The following is a 19,746-nucleotide window of genomic DNA, read 5'->3' on the forward strand; positions in this document are numbered from 1 at the left end:
TCACCACCAAATGGCGTTTCATTTGGTGGTGACGACTTCAGGAAAGTTTGTCTTTTTTCTTTCTTCTGGAGGATTCGAAAGTGGCGAAGGCATGTGCAAGAGCAAACCCCAACGCACAGTAGCGTAGAGGCCAATTTTCTTTGGTCCATGTTTCAGAGTCAGCAATAAACATCGCGTTGCCGTTGGCAAAAAGGGTAAATTGCCAGCAAAGGATTAAAAAACATATCGTAACCAGAACGACATAACCCTTGGAACCCAGAGGCGGTCTGAAGCCGTATTTCACGGCCAGACAGGCCGCGGCAGCGAGAGTAGAAAGAATATAATATAAAGTTGGTTCCATCACTGTTCCTGGTGATTTTATCTTCCCTGATATTCGACCGAAAAACAGCCACACCATAACGCAACGCCAGAAGCATGATCAACTTTTGCTGATTTAAGAGGGAAGGCTTGAACGCGCTGAGGGTGCGAAGCGTGGCGCGTGGAGGCATCACGATGCGGAGTTGGGCAACCCTGATCCCTCGACTAAACTGGTCTGTTCACTGCGCTTGTTTTCGCACTTTCTTAAGTATATCGAGAAAATCAGGTATATTGTCCTTCGGTTTTTAGCTACCAAGAAAAAATTACTATGATTATCAAACCTAAAATTCGTGGTTTTATCTGCACCACCGCTCACCCGGCAGGCTGTGAAGCCAACGTCCGTGAGCAAATCGCCTACGTTAAGTCGCGCGGCGAACTGAAAAACGGGCCTAAAAAGGTGCTGGTCATTGGTGCATCCACCGGTTACGGTCTGGCCTCGCGCATCAATGCCGCTTTCGGCAGCGGTGCGGCCACCATCGGCGTATTTTTCGAGAAGCCTGGCAGCGAAGGCAAAACCGGTTCCGCCGGTTGGTACAACTCCGCCGGTTTCGACAAGGCAGCTAAAGAAGAAGGCCTGTACGCGAAAAGCATCAACGGCGACGCATTCTCCAACGAGTGCCGTCAGACCGTGATCGATCTGATCAAAAAAGACCTGGGTCAGGTTGACCTGGTGGTTTACTCGCTGGCTTCGCCGGTGCGTAAAATGCCGGAAACCGGCGAAGTGGTGCGTTCCGCACTGAAGCCGATCGGCGAGCCGTACAAATCCGTCGCGCTGGATACCAACAAAGACGTGCTGGTTGAAGCCGTGGTCGAGCCGGCCAACGAGCAAGAAATCGCCGACACCGTGAAGGTGATGGGCGGCCAGGACTGGCAGCTGTGGATGGACGCGCTGGACGAAGCGGGCGTGCTGGCGGATAACGCGCAGTCTGTCGCTTACTCCTACATCGGTACCGATTTGACCTGGCCAATCTACTGGCACGGCACGCTGGGCAAGGCGAAAGAAGATCTGGATCGCGCGGCGCAGGCCATCAACCAGAAGCTGCAGGCCAAAGGCGGCGCGGCTTACGTTGCGGTGCTCAAGTCGGTAGTGACTCAGGCTTCCTCTGCCATTCCGGTGATGCCGCTGTATATCTCCATCGTGTTCAAAATCATGAAGGAGCAGGGCATTCACGAAGGCTGCATCGAGCAGATCCAGCGTCTGTTCGCGACCAAGCTGTACAGCGGCGTGGCACCGGACACCGACGAGAAACACCGTCTGCGCCTGGATGACTGGGAACTGCGCGACGCCGTGCAGGAAACCTGCCGTGAAATCTGGCAGCAGCTGAACGACAGCAACATCAACGAACTGACCGATTACCAGGGCTACAAGGCGGAATTCCTGCGCCTGTTCGGCTTTGGTCTGCAGGGCGTTGACTACGACGCCGATCTGAGCGGCGAAGCCAACTTCGATGTGATCGAGCTGGTCTAAGCGCGGCGAGCAGTCAAACAAGGTCGGGTTAGCCCGGCCTTTTTTATTGTCCGCGCGTTGGCGACCACCGTCTGACTCATCAGTCCACTTGATCATTGACAGCAATAAATTATCGTTTTACGATAATTTATTGCTGTTATTGCTGTTGATTAAGGGATAGAAAATTATGGGCGCTGCGCCAAGGATCCATCTGCCGCTGTATGTGCGTTGTCTGTGTTTGCTCATTATGGCGATGCTGATCGTCAGCACCGGCGTTGAGATGTTCATCATCGTGCGGGACTGGCTGCAAGGCGTAGCCTATCGCGATATCGTCGCCTCTTACCGGGAATATTACCCGGAGCTGCTTGCCTACGCGATCCCGCAGCAACGCTGGGCGCTGTTCGCCACGCTGGTTATCGACATGCTCGGTTATTTGCCCTATTACAGCGCGCTGCTGTGCGGCGCCGGGCTGTTTTATCAATTTTTCCGCGGCAACGTGTGGCATCGCAACAATATGGTGCTGTTGCAGATCATCGGCATCTTGCTGATCGTCGATGTGTTGTTCCCGTCGTTAGCCGGTCTGCTGCAGGTGATGGTATTGACCGCCGATGAAAAAATGCTGTTTATCCTTTATTATGGCGTCAATAGCGAGTCGGTGCGCTCGCTGATCGTAGGCTGCGCAATCCTGGTATTTAGCCGGGTATTTCTGGAAGCGTTGCGGCTGAATGAAGAACAGCTTTCTTTCGTGTGAGAATAGAGTGGCAATAATCGTAAGTCTTGATGTCATGTTGGCCAAAAGGAAGATGCGTTCAAAGGAGCTGGCGGAGCAGGTGGGGATCACTGAGCAAAACCTGTCTCTGTTGAAAAACGGCAAGGTCAAGGGAGTCAGGCTGGAAACGCTGGACAAGATCTGCCGCATTCTCGACTGCCAGCCTGGCGATCTGTTGGCCTGGCAGCCGGACGGCGAAGAGTAAGATCCCAGCGCACTCGGAAGTGCGCTGAACCTGTTGGCCCATTTCTGCGATTAGCGTTATCTTATTGAGCGATATTTGTTTTATTCAGGTTAATTAAAATAACGGGTGATTAACACCGGCGTATTCTTTTTGTCGCAGGCGATGGCATGCGGCGAACGTTATTAAACTAAATAAACTCATTTTTCATTTACCGTCACTGCCAATGGCGTTATTTTAAGGGGAATAGTATGACATGGCGTAATTATCTTCTGGCATTGTGTCTGGTATTAAACGGATGCAGTGCCATTTACCCCACTGTTTCATCCTCATCCTCCTCCACTCACTGGGGGAATTGGGGAGCACCGCAGCCCGCAACGCGAGAACAAAAACAGCGTATTATCGCCGGCGAATCCGCTGCTTCCGTGCTGAATGAAGGCCGGGTCGGTATCGGCGGTAGGCTGGACTGGTCGAAAATAGAGGGGCGCTAATCACCACTCTTTATTCGGCGTGGCGCCAGACGTTATCTCAGAGATATTGTGGAACGGTTTATTATTAATTCGCTACTCTGTTTTTCCGATGCGTTATTTATCTTTAAACGATGAATCTCTGCTTGTTGAATTTATATCGACATACCCAGACATCATTACAGGAGTTTTCAATGGCAAAGCGTATTGTCGCCATGTTGATAATGTCGTTGTTGAGTCTGCAAGCAAATGCGGCCCGTTACGATCGGCAATGCGAGGGAATTTCTCCCGTGCTGTTTCAGAAGAAATTGAAAGAGCTGGCGCATGGCCTGCGACAAGAGATAGCGGTGCCGAGCCCACCCACGGAGAATGAGGCTGAAACCTTGGCGCGTCTGGTCGAATGCGATGCCGAAAACGCGAAAACGCCGGCGACGGGAGGGCAACATGCGCCAGATCCCGCAGAGCCTCATGTGTCTTCACTCAATGGTTGTTGAACGGTTCTCTGCGTCATTTTTCGTGGCGCGCCCCAGTCGGCTTATTCATGGAGCTTGTGTATTGAAACTACCCTCGTTAATCGCTGCGGCGCTGGCACTGTTGGCCTCATTTTGCAGTCAGGCGTTCATCGATCGTCATTCCTCGCCCGGCGCTTCGACGGAAAGTTCTTCGGCGGCGGGATGCCCGGCGCGGCTGGATGGCTTGTTGCAGCATATTTGGTTGGCTGAACAGATTCAGGCGGAGCGCATGCAGCTGGCGCGGCTGCGTGCGGAGCGGGAAGCGTTGGAAATGCGGTTGCAAATGCAGAAAACGGCGAGACGTTCTGCGCAGGGGCACCAGAGCGCCCGATCGGCCTGTGAACAGGGAGCCGATATTGTCCGCTGCCTGTCGCTGCGTCTGCGGCGGACGTCCCTGATGGGGCCGCATCGGCCGTTTGTCGGCGCATATTGCCGGGCATGGCTGAATGGTCGACCGCTGAATTGCTAAAGATGAGAACAGGGATTTGTCAGGAGTTTATCGATGAAAATGATAGTGTTGGCCGGCATGGCCTTGTGTTGCGCCAGCTTCGCGCAGGCGCGGGTGGATCTGGAATACCATGCGGCGGCGCCGAAGGACAGTAAGATCACCGAGGAGTACCAGAAAAAGCGCGACGCATTGCGTCACAAGGTGTGGAATGTCGATAACCTGACGCTGGTCAACGAGCAGGCGATTGCACGGGAACAGCAGCGCGAGGCCGCAGAGGCCGCCGAGCGGCAGCAGCGGAACCTGGAACAGCAGGAGAAAAAGCAGCGTTGCCTGCGCAGACACTCGAAAGATCCTCACCCCGAGGCGAAGTGTTACATGCACAACTTCTAGCCTTCAACGTCCGGGCGCTTTCTGCGCCCGGCGTCGTTTAGGCCGGGCGGCAATGCTCTTTCAGCATGGCGATCGCGTCCGGTTTCAACTGATACAGATAGACCGGTCGGCCGGTGGCGCCGTACAGAATACGGGTGCCGAGAATGCCGCTCTCCGCCAGATAGATGAGGTACTTGCGGCAGGACACCCGCGAAATGCCGATGGCGTTGGCCAGGTTGTCGGTGGAGAATTCGCTGTCGTGCTGCTGTTCGATCCACTCGCACACCGTGCTCAGGGTGATGCTGGTCAGCCCCTTCGGCAGTTTCTTGCTCTCCTGGCCGCCGGGCTGGCGGCGCAGCAGGCTGTCGACGTCGGCCTGCGAAAACTCGCGCTGCGCCAAGAGCTGCGACTGTTGCCGGTAGTGGCTCAGCGCCTCCTTGAAGCGGCTGAACTGGAACGGCTTGATCAGGTAATCCACCACGCCGTAGTGCAGCGCTTTTTGCACCGTGTTCACGTCGCTGGCGGAGGAGATGATGATCACATCGGTCTTCTCGCCGAGCTCGCGCAGGCCGGGCAGCAGATCCAGCCCGTTCTCCTGCTGCATGTAGATATCCAGCAACACCAGATCGATGCTGACGCTGGCATCGGCCAGCAGGGCGCGCGCCTGGCTCAGAGTGGCGACCGTCGCCTGGCAGTGAAAACCGCCGACCTGGCTCAGGTAGTATTTGTTTAGCTCTGCCACCATCGGGTCGTCGTCGACAATCAGTACGTTAATCATGGGCTCTGCTCTTGGCCTGATAGGGAAGGTGCACGAAAAATTGGGTCAGCTCGCCCGGTTCGGATTCGAAATCGATGCTGCCGCCCAGTTTCTCCAGATGGCTGCGGATCAGCGCCAGGCCGATGCCGCGTCCCGTTCCCTTGGTGGAAAATCCGTGTTCGAAGATGCGCGCGCCGATCGCCGGATCGATGCCGGGGCCGTCGTCGCTGACGATACAGTGTAATTGATCGTCGTGGTGATGGAAGCTCAGGCCGATCTCGTGGCCCTCAACGCCGTCGATGGCGTCGATGGCGTTTTCGATCAGATTGCCGAGGACGCTGATCAGCACATGGGTGGTTTCCGCGTCGTCGGTTTCCGGCAGCAGGCTGGTCTCCTCGATGGTCAGCTCAACGCCGGCTTCGTGGGCGCGGCTGATCTTGCCGATGAAGAAGCCCGCCACTTCCGGCGAGTGAATTTTGCGCAGCAGCGCGCCGATCTCTTCCTGGTAGTTGCTGGCGGTATTGATGATGTAGTTTTCCAACTGCTGATAAGCCTTCATGTGCAGCATGCCGAGTATCACGTGCAGCTTGTTCATAAATTCGTGCGACTGCACCCGCAGCGCATCGGCGTAGTGCGCCATGCCGCTCAGGCGTTGCAGCAGGCGGCTGACCTCGGTCTTGTCGCGGAAGGTGGCGATGGCGCCGGTCACCTGACCATTGACGATCACCGGCACGGTATTGGTCAGCAGTTCGCTGCCGTTGAAGCTGATCTGCCGATCGCGTAGCGGCTTGCCGCTGGCCAGCACTTCCGCCAGATGCAGCTGCGCCGGCCAATGTTTGCTGGCGGCTTCCAGCAGCAGGTTTTCCACCGGGCCGCTTTGGCGCAGCAGGCGCTTGGCCTCGTCGTTGACGATGGTGATGCGGGATTCATTATCGACCGCGATCACGCCTTCTTTAATCGATTGCAGCATGGCGTTGCGCTGTTCGAACAGGTTGGAGATTTCGTAAGGCTCGAAACCCAGCATGATGCGCTTGAGCGCGGAGACCAGGAAGAAGGTGCCCAGGCTGCCGACCAGCGCGGCGAAGGCGATGGTCCAATAGATGATCCAGCGGCTTTCCGACACCACCCGCTGCACGGTGTCCAGCGCGATGCCGAGCGCCACCACGCCGATTTGCTGTTTCTGCGCGTCATACACCGGCACGAACACCCGCAGCGCCGGGGCCAGCGTGCCGCGGTTGATGGCGCTGTTGACGTTGCCCTGCAGCGCCGGCGCCAGATCTTCGCCGATAAAATGCTTACCGATCAGCCAGGGTTTGGGGTGCGAATAGCGGATGCCCTGCATATCCACCACCACCACGAACAGCAGCTCGTTTTGATGGCGCACCTGCTCGGCGAAGCGCTGAATGGCGCCGCTTTGGTCGCGCCGCTGCAGGCCGTCAACCACCGTGCTGGAGAGCGCCAGCGTATTGGCGACGGCGATGGCTTTCTGCTGCAGCTGATCTTGCCCCTCGCGGCTCATCTGCACGAAAAACAGCGCGAACACCACCAGCAGCACCGAAGCGATGATGGCGGACACCATCAGCGTGATGGCGGTGCTCAGCTTGAGCGGCACCCGTTGTTTTGGCATGGCGGTTCTCCGAATGGCGATATCACGGCGTATTCTAGCGAGGAATGAGGCAAGCTGCAGTTACCGGCAGCAGGTTATAGCATGCTGCCGGAGTGCGGAGGGGTTATTTTAGTTACAAAAGCGGGTCACTGCTGGTGGTAGATCTCCAGCGCCTGTTGGCCGCTGGCCCCCTGATGGATGATCGCCATCAGGGCGCGCACCACCTGCGACGGATTGCTGTGTTGATAGACATTACGGCCATAGACCATGCCGGATGCGCCCTGGGCCATCAGCGCGGCGGATTTCTCCAGCACCGGCCCCAGCTCCCCTTTACCGCCGCCGCGCACCAGCGTCGGGCAGCGCGCCGCTTCCACCACGCGGTGGAAGTCTTCCACCCGTTCGGTCGGGTCGGCCTTGATGATGTCGGCGCCCAGCTCACGCGCCAGCCGCACCAGCGGCACGATCTTCTCCACGTCACCCAGTGAACCGTAGGCGGCGCCCTGGCCGGCCGGCGCCATCACCAGCGGTTCGATCATCAGCGGCATGGCGTAGCGATCGCAGGCGTGGCGCAGGCGGCCGATGTTCTCCACGCACTGGCGGAAAATACCGGGCTCATCCGGGATCATATACAGATTGACCACCACCGCGGCGGCGTCCATTTGCAGCGCCGCCAGGATCGGCGCCTCCGGGTTGTGCAGCACCGCCCACATTTCGCGGTGGCGCGCGGCGTTATAGGCGTTGCCGACGTCGGTGCGCATCACCAGCGCCGGTTTTTCGCGCTGCGGCGCGCACTGCAGCAGATCCGCCTGGCCGTAGTTGACCTGAATGGCGTCGGGGCGCGCGGCGATCAGGTTGCCCATCACCCGTTCGATATCTTCCAGACCGATCAAGAAATCCGGTTCGTTGGCGATGCCGTGATCGATCGCCACATCCAGGCATTTGCCGTTATTGAACAGGCGGTTCATCCGCACCTTACTGCTGAGCTGCATGTCAGGTCCTCCTGAGATAGGGATATGTCCATTATTGCCGAGTAAGGATGGTCGGGAAACGCGGAAACCGCAAACTGCGTGGCCGCTCGCAGTTTTTGCCGGCGCACGAAAGGGGAACGCTTGCCGGCGGCTTTCATTTCATTTGTTAGATCCGTGTCATGTTTTTGTTAATAAGCCATTCCAAAATGCATGTTTCGCTTGTTTGGGTTAAAAAGTTTCAATAATCTCAATTATGAAATAAACATTTAAAAGCGCGCTAAAGACGCCGTTTGTTATGCCAGGGGTTTATTTCAATTGATTGTTTTTAATCTATTTTGAGATATCGATCACCATTTTGTCTACGGCCTTAATACGGCGATAACACGGTAAATTCGCCGTATCAAAGGGATAACACCGACCGTAATGTTGTTTGAATGTAAAAAATATTTTTCATTAGCTGTCAACCAACAGACCTCTTCATTCTAACGATTAAAGGGTAACGAACATGAAGCTGAAGAAACTGATCGCCGCCTCGGTATTGATGTGCATGCTGCCGGCCAGCGTGTTGGCGAAAGACATCAAGATCGGCGTTTCCATGGCTTACTTCGATGACAACTTCCTCACCATTCTGCGCCAGTCGATGCAAAGCAAAATGAAGGCCGACGGCAACGTCAGCGGCCAGTTCGAAGACGCCAAGGGCGACATCGCGCAGCAAATTCAACAAATCGAAAACTTCGTCAGCCAGGGCGTCGACGCCATCATCCTCAACCCGGTGGATACCCAGGGCGTTAAGCCGATGATCAAGCTGGCCGAGAAGGCCAAGATCCCGCTGGTGTTCGTCAACCGCAAGCCGGAAGTGGCGCTGCCAGCCGGCATGGCCTACGTCGGCTCCGACTCCAAGCTGGCCGGCAAGCTGCAGATGGAGGCGCTGGCCAAGCTGATGAACGGCAAGGGCAACGTGATGATCCTGATGGGCGAGCTGTCGAGCGAAGCCACGCGCGACCGCACCCGCGGCGTGGAAGAGGTAGCGGCCAACTACCCCGGCATCAAAATAGTCGACAAGCAAACCGCCAAGTTCTTCCGCAAAGAGGCGGTGGACGTCACCACCGACTGGATTTTGTCCGGCCAGCAGATTGACGCCATCGCTTCCAACAACGACGAAATGGCCATCGGCGCTATTTTGGCGCTGAAGCAAGCCAAGAAATCCGGCGTGCTGGTGGCCGGCGTTGACGGCACGCCGGACGCGCTGGAGTTCATCAAGAAGGGCGATCTGGCGCTGAGCGTATTCCAGGACGCCAAAGGCCAGGGTGAGGGCGCGGTGCAGACCGCCGTTCAACTGGTGAAAGGCGAGAAAGTGGAGAGCAACGTGCTGATCCCTTACCAACTGATCACCCAGGCCAATTACCAGCAATTCGCCGATAAAAACAAGAAATAAGCCTTGAAGCCCGCCGCGGGCGCCGGTGTGGGGCGAGCGCGGCGGAAAACGTGGGTCAGTGCGGAGGTAAGCGGTATGTACCCTTATGTTCTTGAGGCCGAAGGCATCAGCAAGCAGTTCCCCGGCGTCAAAGCGCTGGATAAGGTCTCGATTAAAATCAAACCCGGCAGCGTGCACGCGCTGATGGGGGAAAACGGCGCGGGCAAATCGACGCTGATGAAATGCCTGATAGGCATCTACCACCCGGACGAAGGCTCGATCAAAATCAAAGGTCGGCCGGTCACCTTCAGCGACACGCTACAGGCGCTGCATTCGGGCATTTCCATGATCCACCAGGAGCTGAACCTGGTGCCTGACATGACGGTGGCGGAAAACATCTGGCTGGGGCGCGAGCCGGCGCGGCTGGGGTTCGTCAACCACGAGCAGCTGAATGAACAGACCCGCGAACTGCTGGCGCGGCTGAACATCAAACTGCAGCCGGATACGCTGGTGGGCGAGCTGAGCATCGCCAACCAGCAGATGGTGGAGATCGCCAAGGCGGTGTCCTACAACGCCGACGTATTGATCATGGATGAACCGACCTCGGCGCTGACCGAAGGCGAAGTGGTGCACCTGTTCGCCATCATCCGCGAACTGCGCGAGCAGGGCAAAGGCATTATCTATATCAGCCACAAGATGGACGAGATCTTCGCCATCACCGACGAAGTGAGCATCTTCCGCGACGGCACCTTCATCGCCTGCGACAAAACCGAAAACCTGACCAAACAGTCGCTGATCACCATGATGGTGGGGCGCGAACTGACGCAGATGTTCCCCAAATTCAACAACAATATCGGCGAGGAAGTGCTGCGGGTGGCGGGGCTGCGCCGCAGCGGCTGGTTCCACGACGTGTCGTTCAGCGTCAAGCGCGGCGAGATCCTCGGCGTCGCCGGGCTGGTGGGCGCCGGGCGCAGCGAAGTGATGGAAAGCCTGTTCGGCATGCACCCGGCGGACGGCGGTGAGATCTTTATCGAAGGCCAGGCGGTGAAGGTGGATTCCCCAGCGAAAGCGATCGAGAGCGGGCTGGCGTTTCTCACCGAAGACCGCAAGAAATCCGGCCTGTTTCTGGTGCTGTCGGTGGTCGAGAACATGAGCATCGTCAACCTGTCGGAATACATCGGCAAGAACGGTTTCGTCAGCCACGTGCAGATGGCCAAAGACTGCATGGATCAGATTAAAAAGCTCAACATCAAAACGCCGACCATGGATCAGATCATCAATAACCTCAGCGGCGGCAACCAGCAGAAGGTGCTGATCGCGCGCTGGCTGCTGGCGCAGCCGAAAATCCTGATCCTCGACGAACCGACGCGCGGCATCGACGTGGGGGCGAAAGCGGAAATCTACCGCCTGATCAGCGAGCTGGCCAACCGCGGCGTCGCCATCATTCTGGTGTCTTCCGAGCTGCCGGAGATCCTCGGCATGAGCGACCGGGTGATGGTGATGCACGGCGGCCGCATCACCGGCATTTTGGACAAAGACGACGCGGACCAGGAGAAGATCCTGGCGCTGGCCTCAGAATAACGAAGGGTGAACATCATGAGTAACGTAAAGATTGAGAAGCCGCTCTCCGCCGATTCAACGGGCAAGGGAGGGCTGTTCTCCGGGCTGAGCGGCAAAATGCCGAAGGATACCGGCATCTTCATCGTGATGATCGGCATTGCGCTGATCTTCGAAATCCTCGGCTGGTACATGCGCGATCAGTCGTTCCTGCTGAACCCGAACCGCCTGCTGCTGATCGTGCTGCAGGTGGCGATCATCGGCATCATCGCGGTGGGCGTCACCCAGGTGATCATCACCACCGGTATCGATCTCTCCTCCGGCTCGCTGATTGCGCTGACCGCGGTGGTGGCGGCCAGCCTGGCGCAGACCTCGGACAGCATCTCGCCGATGTATCCGGGGCTGCTCGATCTGCCGGCGGCGATCCCGATCGGCGCCGGGATCGGGGTGGGCATCGTCTGCGGCTTTATCAACGGCTTCCTGATCACCCGCACCGGCATTCCGCCGTTCATCGCCACGCTGGGGATGATGGTATCGGCGCGCGGTCTGGCGCAGTACTACACCAAGGGCAACCCGGTCAGTTTCCTGTCGGACGGCTTCACGTCAATCGGCCAGGGCGCAATGCCGGTGATCATCTTCCTGGTGATTGCGGTGATCTTCCATATCGCACTCAAACACACCCGCTACGGCAAATACATCTACGCCATCGGCGGCAACATGACCTCGGCGCGGGTCTCCGGCATCAACGTCAATAAGTACCTGGTGACGGTTTACACCATCGCCGGCGGCCTGGCGGGGTTGGCGGGCGTGGTGCTGGCGGCGCGCGTCAGCAGCGGCCAGTCGAGCATGGGGATGTCGTACGAGCTGGACGCCATCGCCGCGGCGGTGATCGGCGGCAGCAGCTTGATGGGCGGCGTCGGGCGCATTACCGGCACGCTGATCGGCGCGGTGATCCTCGGCCTGATCAAAAGCGGCTTCACCTTTATCGGCGTCGACTCTTACATTCAGGACATCATCAAGGGCGTGATTATCGTCGCCGCCGTGTCGATCGACATGCGGCGCAACCGCAAAAAACACTGATTGCCGTGAATTGCCGCCGGTGCCAAGGTGGGCCGGCGGCATTTTTTTATCCGGGGGACACATCATGAACTACCTGAAAGGGCTGTGGCTGGCGGTGGCGCTGTGTGCGTCCACTCCGGCATGGGCGCAAACCATCGGCGTATCGATGGCCTATTTCGACCAGAACTTCCTCACCATTATCCGTCAGGCGATCGACAAGGAGGCCAAAGCGCGCGGCATTACCGTACAGTTCGAAGACGCGCGCGGCGACGTCGGCCGCCAGACCGATCAGGTGCAGAGCTTTATCAGCGCCGGGGTAGACGCGATTATCGTCGATCCGGTCAACTCGGCCAGCACCCCGGTGATGACCAAAATGGTGCAGGCCGCCGGCGTGCCGCTGGTGTACGTGAACCGCACGCCGGGCGACGCCAAACTGCCGCAGGGCGTGGTGTTCGTCGGCTCCGACGAGCGGGAGTCCGGCACGCTGCAGATGGAGGAACTGGCGCGGCTGGCCAACTATCAGGGCAACGTGGCGGTGATGATCGGCAATCTGACCGACGCCGGCGCGCTGCAGCGCACCAAAGACGTGGAGCAGGTGGTGGCCAGGTACCCGAAAATGAAGGTGGTGCAGAAGCAGAGCGCCAACTATTCACGCAGTGAAGGCATGGATCTGATGATGAACTGGCTGACCAACGGCGAAGCGATCGACATCGTCGCCGCCAACAACGACGAGATGGCGATCGGCGCGATCATGGCGCTGCAGCAGGCGGGCAAGGTGGACCAGAAAGTGCTGATCGGCGGCATCGACGCCACGCCGGACGGCCTCAAGGCGCTGGCTTCCGGCAAGATGCAGGTCACGGTGTTCCAGGACGCGGTTGGCCAGGGCAAGGCTTCGGTCGATGTGGCGCAGCGCATGATTAACGGTGAAAAACTCGAGCCGTATTACTGGATCCCGTTCGAGCTGGTGACGCCGGCCAATCAGGGGAAATACGCGGCCAGGCCGTGAGTTAACCGCCAGGTTCGCGTTGCCGGGGCGCTGCTTGCAGCGCCTTTTTCATGCGCCAATTGCATGTCCGCTTGCGGCCAGCGCGGCGCCGAATCTTGCCTCACACTGAGGATCTTTAAACCGCGTGAGGATGAGCGATGAACGCATTGAACGGCAAGGTGGCGGTGATCGGTGGCGCCAGTTCGGGGATTGGCAGAGCAGCGGCGCTGCTGTTCGCCCGGCAGGGAGCTGCGCTGGTGTTGGGCGCGCGGCGTGAGCCGCTGTTGGCGGCGCTGGTGGAGGACATTCGGCGCGAGGGCGGCCGGGCGCTCGCGGTGGCGGGCGACGTGCGTGACGAAGCCTTCGCCGAACGGCTGACGGCGGCGGCGGTCGATGAGTTCGGCGGGCTGGATATCGCTTTCAACAACGCCGGCACCTTGGGGCCGCTGGGGCCATCGCTGGCGCTCACCGCCTCAGCGTGGCGCGAGGTGTTGGAAACCAACCTGTCCAGCGCCTACTACGGCGCCAAATATCAAATCCCCGCCATGTTGGCGCGCGGCGCAGGCTCGGTGATCTTCACCTCCACCTTCGTTGGCCACACCGCGGCGTTTCCCGGCACGGCGGCCTATGCGGCCGGCAAGTCGGGGCTGATCGGCCTGACGCAGGCGCTGGCGGTGGAGTTCGGCGGGCGCGGCATTCGGGTGAACGCGCTGCTGCCGGGCGGCACCGATACGGCGATGGGCCGACAGATGAGCAATACCCCGGAGGCGCTGGCGCAGGTGGCCGAACTGCACGCGCTGAAGCGGCTGGCGATGCCGGAGGAGATCGCGCAGGCGGCGCTGTATCTGGCGTCTGACGCTTCTTCATTTGTCACCGGCACCGCGATGTTGGTGGACGGCGGCGTATCCATCCAGCGCGGCTGAGGTTGGCATGGCCCGTGGCCGGGTGCCACGGGCCCTACGCGAGGCGTTACCAGCCTTTGACGGCGTCACCCTTGTAGATGTCGGCGGCGCTGGCCGCCACTTCGTCGGTCTGATAGGCCTTGACCAGATCCTTCACTTTCTCGCTGTCTTTATTGTCGATGCGGCTGGCGAAGATGTTGACGTACGGCGAGTTTTTGTCTTCGACAAACAGCCCGTCCTTGGCCGGCGACAGGCCAATCTGGCTGGAGTAGTTGGTGTTGATGACAGCCAGCGTCACTTTCTGATCGTCCAGCGCGCGCGGCAGCTGCGGCGCTTCAATTTCGACGATCTTCAGCTTTTTCGGGTTGCCGACGATGTCGAGCGCGGTCGGCAGCAGGCCGACGCCGTCTTTCAGGGTAATCAGCCCCTGTTTTTGCAACAGCAGCAGTGAGCGCCCCAGGTTGGTCGGATCGTTCGGCACCGCCACCTGCGCGCCGTCCGGCAGTTGGCTGAGCGCGGTGATCTTCTTCGAATAGCCGGCGATCGGGTAGACGAAGGTGTTGCCCACCGCCGCCAGCTTGTAGCCGCGCTCCTGCATCTGCTTGTCCAGATACGGCTTGTGTTGGAAGGCGTTGACGTCCAGATCGCCGTTATTCAGCGCTTCGTTCGGCAACACGTAGTCGTTGAAGGTCACCACCTCCACGTCCAGATCGTATTTCTGCTTGGCCACTTTCTGCACCACCGCCCACAGCGACTGATCGATGCCGGCGCTGATGCCGACCTTGATGTGGTGATCGTCCTGTGCCGTCGGGCCGCAGGCGGTCAGCAGCAGCGTGCCGGCGGCGGCCAGCGCCAGGGTGAGGTTTTTCAGCGTAAATGTCATTTTCCCAGGGTCCTTGTCAACATTGCCTGCTAATTTTGGCGGGCAGAATAGTGGCAGTGACTGTAGGTAATCGCTGGGCTAAAACAAAATACTGATTCACTATGACTCATAGCGATTAGCTATGAGCGGCCGCCGCCTGGCGCGGTGCGGATTGTTTTGACGGCGAATCGGCGGGCTTATTATGATAGCCGTTGGCCTGCGAGGGCAGACTGGGTACTGAAACGAAGGAAAAGACAATGCGATTGAACACTTGGAGCAAGGCGCTGTTGCCGCTGGTGGTGTTGGCCTGCGTCTCGGCGACTCAGGTTCGGGCGGCGGAGAGCGATACCGGGCCGATCCCCAAACAGCTGCTGGGCAACTGGCGCGTCAGTAAAATTGTGCCGACCCAGACCACCGGCTGCTGGGATCAACAGCAGGCGCAGAGCCTGATCGGCGGCAAAATCAGCTACAAAGCGGATGCATTCAGCTGGAACGGCACGGCGCTGAAAAGCGAAGGGGCCACCGTTAGCACCGTAGAAGCGCAGGAGTTTGTCGAAGACAATTCCGGCAGCAGCTCCTACATCGATTTCCCGATGCTGGGCATCAGCACGCCGTCGGTCGAACGCGTGGCCATTCAGCATGCGGATACCACCATCAAAGGCATTACCGATCAGGGCACCGATGGGGTGCCCGGCGATAACGTGCTGGTGAAAGACGCCAACACGCTGATCCTGTCGCTGTGCAACGTCTGGTTTGAGGCGCAGCGCGAGAAGTAATTTTTGCCTTCAGCCCCGGCAACGGGGCTTTCCCACCGCGTCGCCACCCGTCATACGCGCCATTTCTGAACTAAAATTAACCATAACGATATGACCCTGACGTGATATCGGAGCCTCGGCTCTACCGAGTCCATGACAGGAGGCGCTATGTGTTACCACCATATTGTCATCGCCACCGATCTGAGCGATGACGGCAAACGGCTGGTCGAAAAGGGGGCGCGGCTGGCGGAGGCGCTGCAGGCCAAACTCTCGCTGATCTATGTGGACGTCCACTACGACACCTACCATGCGGCGATCGGCTTTTCGGAGCGCAGCGATAACGGCGTGCCGTTCGAAGAGAAGATCTGCAAAGAGCTGGAACCCACTACGCAAAACGTCAATTACCCGATCGCGGAAGTGATCATCGGGCGCGGCGGCTTCGTTGACGAACTGCGCACGGCAGTCGTGGATAAGAACATCGATCTGCTGGTGTTCGGCCATCACCACGATCTGTGGAGCAACCTGTTTTCTTCCACCCGCAATGCCATCAACCAGCTGAATATCGACGTGCTGGTGATCCCGATCCGCTCATAAACGCGGGCCACCGCCGGGCAAACGATGGCGGTGGCCGCTGCGGCTTATTGCGTGAAGAAGTCGTTATACAGCATGTACAGGTGCGCCGCGCTCCAGGAGAAGTTCGGCGCGCCTTGCTGCTTGCCGGTGAGCGGGTTGTAGTTCTCGCGGATCGGCCCGTCGGCGACCAGACCGTCGGCGTGGCGGAAGAAGGCCTGCGCCATCGCCACCGCGTCGTCGCGATAGCCGTAGCGCTCCATGCCCTTGAGACCGAAATACACCTGATCGACCCACACGCGGCCGCGCCAATAGATATCCGCGCCGAACGCCGGATTGGTCAGCGCCGCGGTGCCGAGCGGCACGTAGGTATTGAACTCGCGCGGATCCTTCATCACCTTGACCACCGCATCGGCGTGCGGCTGGCTGGCGGCGCCGTTGAACAGCGGCGACCAGCCCTCCGGCCCTTTGCCGCGTTCGACGATCGGTTTGCCGGCGCAGCCGTTGGCCAACGGCTGGCTTTCGATGCGGATGTCATAGAAGAAACCGCTCTGCTTGTCGAACATGCAGGTGTTGATGTAGGTCGCCAGCCGGTCGGCTTTGGTGCGGAAGGCAGCGGCCTCGGCACCGCGGCCCAGAATATCGGCCATCTCCGCCAGGTAGCGGTTGTCGCTGTACATGTAGCTGGCCTGATCCACCGATTCCTGCAGCAGTGAGTAACCGAGCAGCGTGCCGTCCGGCGCGCGGTTTTCGGCGAATTTTACCTGCCAGTCTTCGCGTTTACCGCCTTGTGCCACGTAGCGCGCCAATTGATCCGGATCGATAAAGCCGAATACCGCCGCGTCGTCGCGGCCCGACTCCCAGGAGGCGGCGGTCTGCGCCGGGATCTCGATGCTGTCGTACCGCCCCTCGCGCACGATGCGATCGTAATTGTCGAGGCCGGCCAGCGTTTGCTCGCGCTGCCCACGCTTGACGGTGAACAACATGCGCCCGTCGGGGGTATTGTGCGCTTTGTCGCGAGTGGCGCCGTACTCCGGCACGCCGTTGCCGTTGTGGTCACGGTTGCGCAGCCACCAGTCATGGTAGGCCACCAGCTTCGGGTACATCTCCGCCAGCCAGCCCTTATCGCCGGTGACGCGATACACCTCCATCACTGCCCAGGCCGCCAGGCTCGGTTTGGTGTTGCGTTCGTTCCAGTTGCCGCCGTCGCCGCGGCGCTCCGGGCTGGGGTTGTAGGCGATAAGGTCGGGCAGAAAACCGGTATCCCACGGGCGCAGGGCGTCGCCCGGCCGGATCTGGTAGGCGAACACCGCGCGAATGTTGTCCTTGGCCACGTCCGGGTTGAAGTGCGCCATGGCGTAGGCCTGCTTCCAGGTGTCCCACGGCCAGGTCTGGTTGCCGGAGAACCAGCGTCCGGTGACCGACGGGGTGACCGAGTCGAACTTCATCGCCCCGGCTGCGCCGCGCCAGTTGCCGTTCAGCGTTTCTATCGCTTTGACCGCCACGCGGGTTTGTTCCGCCGTGGCGTGCGGGTTGCTGAGCCCAGTGGCGAGATAGCGTTCCCAGCGCTGCGCCGACGCGGCCATATAGCGCTGCGGGTGAGCGAGGATGTCGGCGATAGTGCGCTGTTCGCGCTGCGTTTCTTCGGCGGTGAGCAGGTGCGAGTAGGTGGTATACAGCGTGGTGGCGCCAGCGATGCGCGCCGTGGCGCGGAAGCGGTGGCCGTCGACCGTGGTGCGCTGCGGCAGCGATTTGTGGATCTGATACTCGGACTGCCCGGAGGTCATCAGCTGCGACTGCGCGCGCACCTTGCCGAAGGTGACGCGCAGGCCGTCCGCCGTCGGCACAATGCGGCGCGTGTAGTTCGGGAATGCCTGCTCGAGGGTCGCCGGCGGCAGCGGTTTTTGCTCTTTGGCGGCGTAGCGCTCCAGCAATTCGCCGTCCCACACCAGCTCCAGCGGCGCGTCGGTCAGGATCTGGGTTTCCAGCAGCGAGGTGCGCGCGGCAGCGAAGCGCAGCGTCAGGTTGACGGTCACGCCCGGCGCGCTGAGCCGCTGCACCAGGGCGCCGGGCAGGCTGTAGGCCGTCATGGTGAAATGCACCGGTTTACCGTTTCGATAGACGGTGAGCCGATCGAAATTGTTGGCCATAAAGTTGATGTACTCTTCGGTCAGCAGCGCCGGGCCGGGGAAGCCGCCCATGCCTTCCGGCCCGCTCGGCAACAGGTGGCCGTGCCAGGCGCCGAGATCGAAGAACGGATTGAAGCGCTGGTGATCGTCGAAGTCGTAGTCGAGCATAAAATGCGGCGCACCGTGGCGGTCGATCACGTTTGGGTAGCGCTCGGCGAGCGGGGCGTCGGGCGTTTTCGGCGCGCAGCCCGCCAGCATCAGCACGAGGGCAGTGGCCAGCGGGGTCAGGGGAGTCATGTTCATCGTAGGAGCCTCAACGGTTACCAATAGAAATATTGCATCAGAAACACCGAGTTGCTGGCGCCGGTGCTGTCATTGCGCATAAAGAATTTGCTGTCCAGTGCGGTGGCCAGTTTGCCGCCGGCGTATTCGTACCAGACGCCAAACTGGGCGTAGGAGGTGGCGGTATCCGCCGTGTTATCAAACCGGTGGCGGGCGTAGCTGTAGGCGGTGGAGAGATACAGCCCTTTGGCGGTTTCCGTCATCGCGCTGAGCATCAGGCCCGACTCGCTGCCGGGGTGGCCGCCGCTGTCGCCTTTGCCGGTGTGGTGCCAGATGCGGCCAGCCAGGTGTTTGCCGCGCAGCCCCAGCAAAAACAGCTGCCCCAGGCCGTCGGTCACTTCCAGGCCGTTCAGCAGCGTCAGATTGTCCTGCAGATCGTATTGGGTGTAGCCGTTGACCATCGCCCGGTAGGTATATTTGTCGGAATAGCGGTCGTATTTGCCGAAGTGCAGCAGCGCCTTGCTCTCGTCGATGCGGCTTTCCGGCGCCGCCGTCACGCTGTAGCGAAAGCGCCCGGTCAGGTTTTGCAGCTTGGCGGCGTAGCTGAGATCGCGGGTATTGGGGATCACGTAGCCGTACTCCGGCGTGAAGTCGCCCCACCATTGCAGATCGTCGAGCGACGAATCGTTGCGTACGCTAAGCATCATCTCGGTGCCGTCGTCGGTGCGGTAACCGCCGTAAAAGCGGTTTAACCCACCCTCGAAGCCACCCCAGCCGTGGCCTGGCGTCCAGGCATGGCCCTGGCTGTCCGCCTGCACGGTCCAGCCTTCACCGTAAATCAGGCCGAACCAGTGGCCCCGTTTGATCTCCAGGCCGCCTTCGATATAGGTGCCGTCGCTGTATTGATGCTGATGTTCGCCGTTCAAATAGACGCTGCCACCGATGCCGAGCTCGCCGTAAAAGCGCAGGGCGGTCGCGGCGGTTTCGGACAACGGCGGCGGCGGCAGCTGATTGCGCTCCGCCGGGGTGACAGGTTCTTGCTCCGCCCAGACGGGCGCGCTAACGAGCAGCAACCAGGGCAACAGGGCGTGATGATTTAGTGATTTCATGGGGCATAGGCCTGGTGTTGGATGGAACGGAACGTCAGCCGAGCGGCGGCTCACGCGAGGTCGCTCCCGGATCCCTGGGAGAAGAGAAAACGTCCGCCCGTAGAGAGCGGTAAACGGCAGGTATATTAGTAAAATATTTAGTAAAAAATACGCTTTAATCAGTAAAGCGTTAACTTGATCACAGCGGACGAAATGGGTATCTTTCGCTGCAGGCGCCCGGCAACGGCTGGCATGAGCGTGC

General features: G+C 59.6%; 20 protein-coding genes. 13 read left to right on the plus strand and 7 right to left on the minus strand.

Going from position 1 to position 19,746, the window contains the following annotated elements; translation table 11 throughout:
- Positions 1–37 precede the first annotated feature (37 nt).
- Entirely contained in the window at positions 38–340 is a 303-nt protein-coding gene (locus FUU19_RS22690; protein ID WP_016928136.1) for a hypothetical protein, read from the minus strand.
- A 285-nt stretch (positions 341–625) separates the two neighbouring features.
- Here FUU19_RS22690 and fabV point away from each other — a divergent pair, with 285 nt between their 5' ends.
- The 6 genes from fabV to FUU19_RS22720 all read left to right on the plus strand — a co-directional run bounded on the left by fabV (position 626) and on the right by FUU19_RS22720 (position 4,571).
- Positions 626–1,825 (plus strand): enoyl-ACP reductase FabV, encoded by a 1,200-nt coding sequence (fabV, locus tag FUU19_RS22695; RefSeq protein WP_230490440.1) that lies wholly within the window; start codon positions 626–628, stop codon positions 1,823–1,825.
- 166 nt (positions 1,826–1,991) lie between these two features.
- Positions 1,992–2,555, plus strand: coding sequence for a DUF2975 domain-containing protein (locus tag FUU19_RS22700; RefSeq protein WP_033642723.1), 564 nt, complete (start codon positions 1,992–1,994; stop codon positions 2,553–2,555).
- Between the two features lie 7 nt (positions 2,556–2,562).
- Entirely contained in the window at positions 2,563–2,778 is a 216-nt protein-coding gene (locus tag FUU19_RS22705) for a helix-turn-helix domain-containing protein (protein WP_025302459.1), read from the plus strand.
- A 637-nt stretch (positions 2,779–3,415) separates the two neighbouring features.
- On the plus strand, positions 3,416–3,715 hold the full coding sequence (locus tag FUU19_RS22710; protein ID WP_230490441.1) for a hypothetical protein: 300 nt from the start codon (positions 3,416–3,418) through the stop codon (positions 3,713–3,715).
- Entirely contained in the window at positions 3,666–4,202 is a 537-nt protein-coding gene (locus FUU19_RS22715; protein WP_230490442.1) for a hypothetical protein, read from the plus strand. Before FUU19_RS22710 ends, FUU19_RS22715 begins: the two co-directional genes overlap by 50 nt.
- A gap of 33 nt (positions 4,203–4,235) precedes the next feature.
- Positions 4,236–4,571 (plus strand): hypothetical protein, encoded by a 336-nt coding sequence (locus FUU19_RS22720; RefSeq protein WP_202669336.1) that lies wholly within the window; start codon positions 4,236–4,238, stop codon positions 4,569–4,571.
- Between the two features lie 37 nt (positions 4,572–4,608).
- Here the strand turns inward: FUU19_RS22720 and dcuR are convergent, their stop codons facing one another.
- The 3 genes from dcuR to FUU19_RS22735 all read right to left on the minus strand — a co-directional run bounded on the left by dcuR (position 4,609) and on the right by FUU19_RS22735 (position 7,902).
- Positions 4,609–5,328: a two-component system response regulator DcuR gene (dcuR, locus tag FUU19_RS22725; protein ID WP_004940959.1), complete on the minus strand. Its 720-nt coding sequence runs from the start codon at positions 5,326–5,328 to the stop codon at positions 4,609–4,611.
- On the minus strand, positions 5,321–6,934 hold the full coding sequence (locus tag FUU19_RS22730) for a sensor histidine kinase (RefSeq protein ID WP_230490443.1): 1,614 nt from the start codon (positions 6,932–6,934) through the stop codon (positions 5,321–5,323). Before FUU19_RS22730 ends, dcuR begins: the two co-directional genes overlap by 8 nt.
- Positions 6,935–7,059: 125 nt before the next feature.
- Positions 7,060–7,902: a class I fructose-bisphosphate aldolase gene (locus FUU19_RS22735; RefSeq protein ID WP_202669337.1), complete on the minus strand. Its 843-nt coding sequence runs from the start codon at positions 7,900–7,902 to the stop codon at positions 7,060–7,062.
- A 484-nt stretch (positions 7,903–8,386) separates the two neighbouring features.
- On the opposite strand from FUU19_RS22735, the gene FUU19_RS22740 reads away from it, so the two are divergent.
- The 5 genes from FUU19_RS22740 to FUU19_RS22760 all read left to right on the plus strand — a co-directional run bounded on the left by FUU19_RS22740 (position 8,387) and on the right by FUU19_RS22760 (position 13,819).
- Positions 8,387–9,316, plus strand: coding sequence for a sugar ABC transporter substrate-binding protein (locus FUU19_RS22740; protein ID WP_141969395.1), 930 nt, complete (start codon positions 8,387–8,389; stop codon positions 9,314–9,316).
- 75 nt (positions 9,317–9,391) lie between these two features.
- A complete protein-coding gene (locus FUU19_RS22745) occupies positions 9,392–10,876 on the plus strand; it encodes a sugar ABC transporter ATP-binding protein (protein ID WP_025302466.1) in 1,485 nt (494 codons plus the stop codon).
- Between the two features lie 15 nt (positions 10,877–10,891).
- The gene (locus FUU19_RS22750; RefSeq protein ID WP_049204184.1) at positions 10,892–11,932 is read left to right on the plus strand and encodes an ABC transporter permease; all 1,041 of its coding nucleotides are present in this window, start codon (positions 10,892–10,894) and stop codon (positions 11,930–11,932) included.
- A 64-nt stretch (positions 11,933–11,996) separates the two neighbouring features.
- A complete protein-coding gene (locus FUU19_RS22755; RefSeq protein WP_230490444.1) occupies positions 11,997–12,917 on the plus strand; it encodes a sugar ABC transporter substrate-binding protein in 921 nt (306 codons plus the stop codon).
- Between the two features lie 137 nt (positions 12,918–13,054).
- Positions 13,055–13,819 carry an SDR family oxidoreductase gene (locus FUU19_RS22760; RefSeq protein WP_141969390.1) on the plus strand — a complete coding sequence of 255 codons (765 nt, stop codon included), beginning with the start codon at positions 13,055–13,057 and terminating at the stop codon, positions 13,817–13,819.
- Between the two features lie 46 nt (positions 13,820–13,865).
- Here the strand turns inward: FUU19_RS22760 and metQ are convergent, their stop codons facing one another.
- Complete coding sequence (gene metQ / locus FUU19_RS22765; RefSeq protein ID WP_141969388.1) at positions 13,866–14,681, minus strand: methionine ABC transporter substrate-binding lipoprotein MetQ; 816 nt, start codon at positions 14,679–14,681, stop codon at positions 13,866–13,868.
- A gap of 236 nt (positions 14,682–14,917) precedes the next feature.
- Here metQ and FUU19_RS22770 point away from each other — a divergent pair, with 236 nt between their 5' ends.
- The gene (locus FUU19_RS22770; RefSeq protein ID WP_089180784.1) at positions 14,918–15,436 is read left to right on the plus strand and encodes a hypothetical protein; all 519 of its coding nucleotides are present in this window, start codon (positions 14,918–14,920) and stop codon (positions 15,434–15,436) included.
- Between the two features lie 147 nt (positions 15,437–15,583).
- Positions 15,584–16,009: a universal stress protein gene (locus tag FUU19_RS22775; protein ID WP_230490445.1), complete on the plus strand. Its 426-nt coding sequence runs from the start codon at positions 15,584–15,586 to the stop codon at positions 16,007–16,009.
- Between the two features lie 44 nt (positions 16,010–16,053).
- Here the strand turns inward: FUU19_RS22775 and ygjK are convergent, their stop codons facing one another.
- The gene (gene ygjK, locus FUU19_RS22780; protein WP_230490446.1) at positions 16,054–18,417 is read right to left on the minus strand and encodes an alpha-glucosidase; all 2,364 of its coding nucleotides are present in this window, start codon (positions 18,415–18,417) and stop codon (positions 16,054–16,056) included.
- 17 nt (positions 18,418–18,434) lie between these two features.
- Entirely contained in the window at positions 18,435–19,505 is a 1,071-nt protein-coding gene (gene ygjJ, locus FUU19_RS22785) for a protein YgjJ (RefSeq protein WP_193402507.1), read from the minus strand.
- Between the last annotated feature and the right edge of the window lie 241 nt (positions 19,506–19,746).

The organism is Serratia montpellierensis (assembly GCF_020858655.1).
GTDB classification, from domain to species: domain Bacteria; phylum Pseudomonadota; class Gammaproteobacteria; order Enterobacterales; family Enterobacteriaceae; genus Serratia; species Serratia montpellierensis.

What these genes read in the sequence shown, in the direction of transcription:
- FUU19_RS22690 (WP_016928136.1), bottom strand. Translation starts at nt 340, where the DNA reads ATGGAACCAACTTTATATTATATTCTTTCTACTCTCGCTGCCGCGGCC.
- fabV (WP_230490440.1), top strand. Translation starts at nt 626, where the DNA reads ATGATTATCAAACCTAAAATTCGTGGTTTTATCTGCACCACCGCTCAC.
- FUU19_RS22700 (WP_033642723.1), top strand. Translation starts at nt 1,992, where the DNA reads ATGGGCGCTGCGCCAAGGATCCATCTGCCGCTGTATGTGCGTTGTCTG.
- FUU19_RS22710 (WP_230490441.1), top strand. Translation starts at nt 3,416, where the DNA reads ATGGCAAAGCGTATTGTCGCCATGTTGATAATGTCGTTGTTGAGTCTG.
- FUU19_RS22715 (WP_230490442.1), top strand. Translation starts at nt 3,666, where the DNA reads ATGCGCCAGATCCCGCAGAGCCTCATGTGTCTTCACTCAATGGTTGTT.
- FUU19_RS22720 (WP_202669336.1), top strand. Translation starts at nt 4,236, where the DNA reads ATGAAAATGATAGTGTTGGCCGGCATGGCCTTGTGTTGCGCCAGCTTC.
- dcuR (WP_004940959.1), bottom strand. Translation starts at nt 5,328, where the DNA reads ATGATTAACGTACTGATTGTCGACGACGACCCGATGGTGGCAGAGCTA.
- FUU19_RS22730 (WP_230490443.1), bottom strand. Translation starts at nt 6,934, where the DNA reads ATGCCAAAACAACGGGTGCCGCTCAAGCTGAGCACCGCCATCACGCTG.
- FUU19_RS22735 (WP_202669337.1), bottom strand. Translation starts at nt 7,902, where the DNA reads ATGCAGCTCAGCAGTAAGGTGCGGATGAACCGCCTGTTCAATAACGGC.
- FUU19_RS22740 (WP_141969395.1), top strand. Translation starts at nt 8,387, where the DNA reads ATGAAGCTGAAGAAACTGATCGCCGCCTCGGTATTGATGTGCATGCTG.
- FUU19_RS22745 (WP_025302466.1), top strand. Translation starts at nt 9,392, where the DNA reads ATGTACCCTTATGTTCTTGAGGCCGAAGGCATCAGCAAGCAGTTCCCC.
- FUU19_RS22750 (WP_049204184.1), top strand. Translation starts at nt 10,892, where the DNA reads ATGAGTAACGTAAAGATTGAGAAGCCGCTCTCCGCCGATTCAACGGGC.
- FUU19_RS22755 (WP_230490444.1), top strand. Translation starts at nt 11,997, where the DNA reads ATGAACTACCTGAAAGGGCTGTGGCTGGCGGTGGCGCTGTGTGCGTCC.
- FUU19_RS22760 (WP_141969390.1), top strand. Translation starts at nt 13,055, where the DNA reads ATGAACGCATTGAACGGCAAGGTGGCGGTGATCGGTGGCGCCAGTTCG.
- metQ (WP_141969388.1), bottom strand. Translation starts at nt 14,681, where the DNA reads ATGACATTTACGCTGAAAAACCTCACCCTGGCGCTGGCCGCCGCCGGC.
- FUU19_RS22770 (WP_089180784.1), top strand. Translation starts at nt 14,918, where the DNA reads ATGCGATTGAACACTTGGAGCAAGGCGCTGTTGCCGCTGGTGGTGTTG.
- FUU19_RS22775 (WP_230490445.1), top strand. Translation starts at nt 15,584, where the DNA reads ATGTGTTACCACCATATTGTCATCGCCACCGATCTGAGCGATGACGGC.
- ygjK (WP_230490446.1), bottom strand. Translation starts at nt 18,417, where the DNA reads ATGAACATGACTCCCCTGACCCCGCTGGCCACTGCCCTCGTGCTGATG.
- ygjJ (WP_193402507.1), bottom strand. Translation starts at nt 19,505, where the DNA reads ATGAAATCACTAAATCATCACGCCCTGTTGCCCTGGTTGCTGCTCGTT.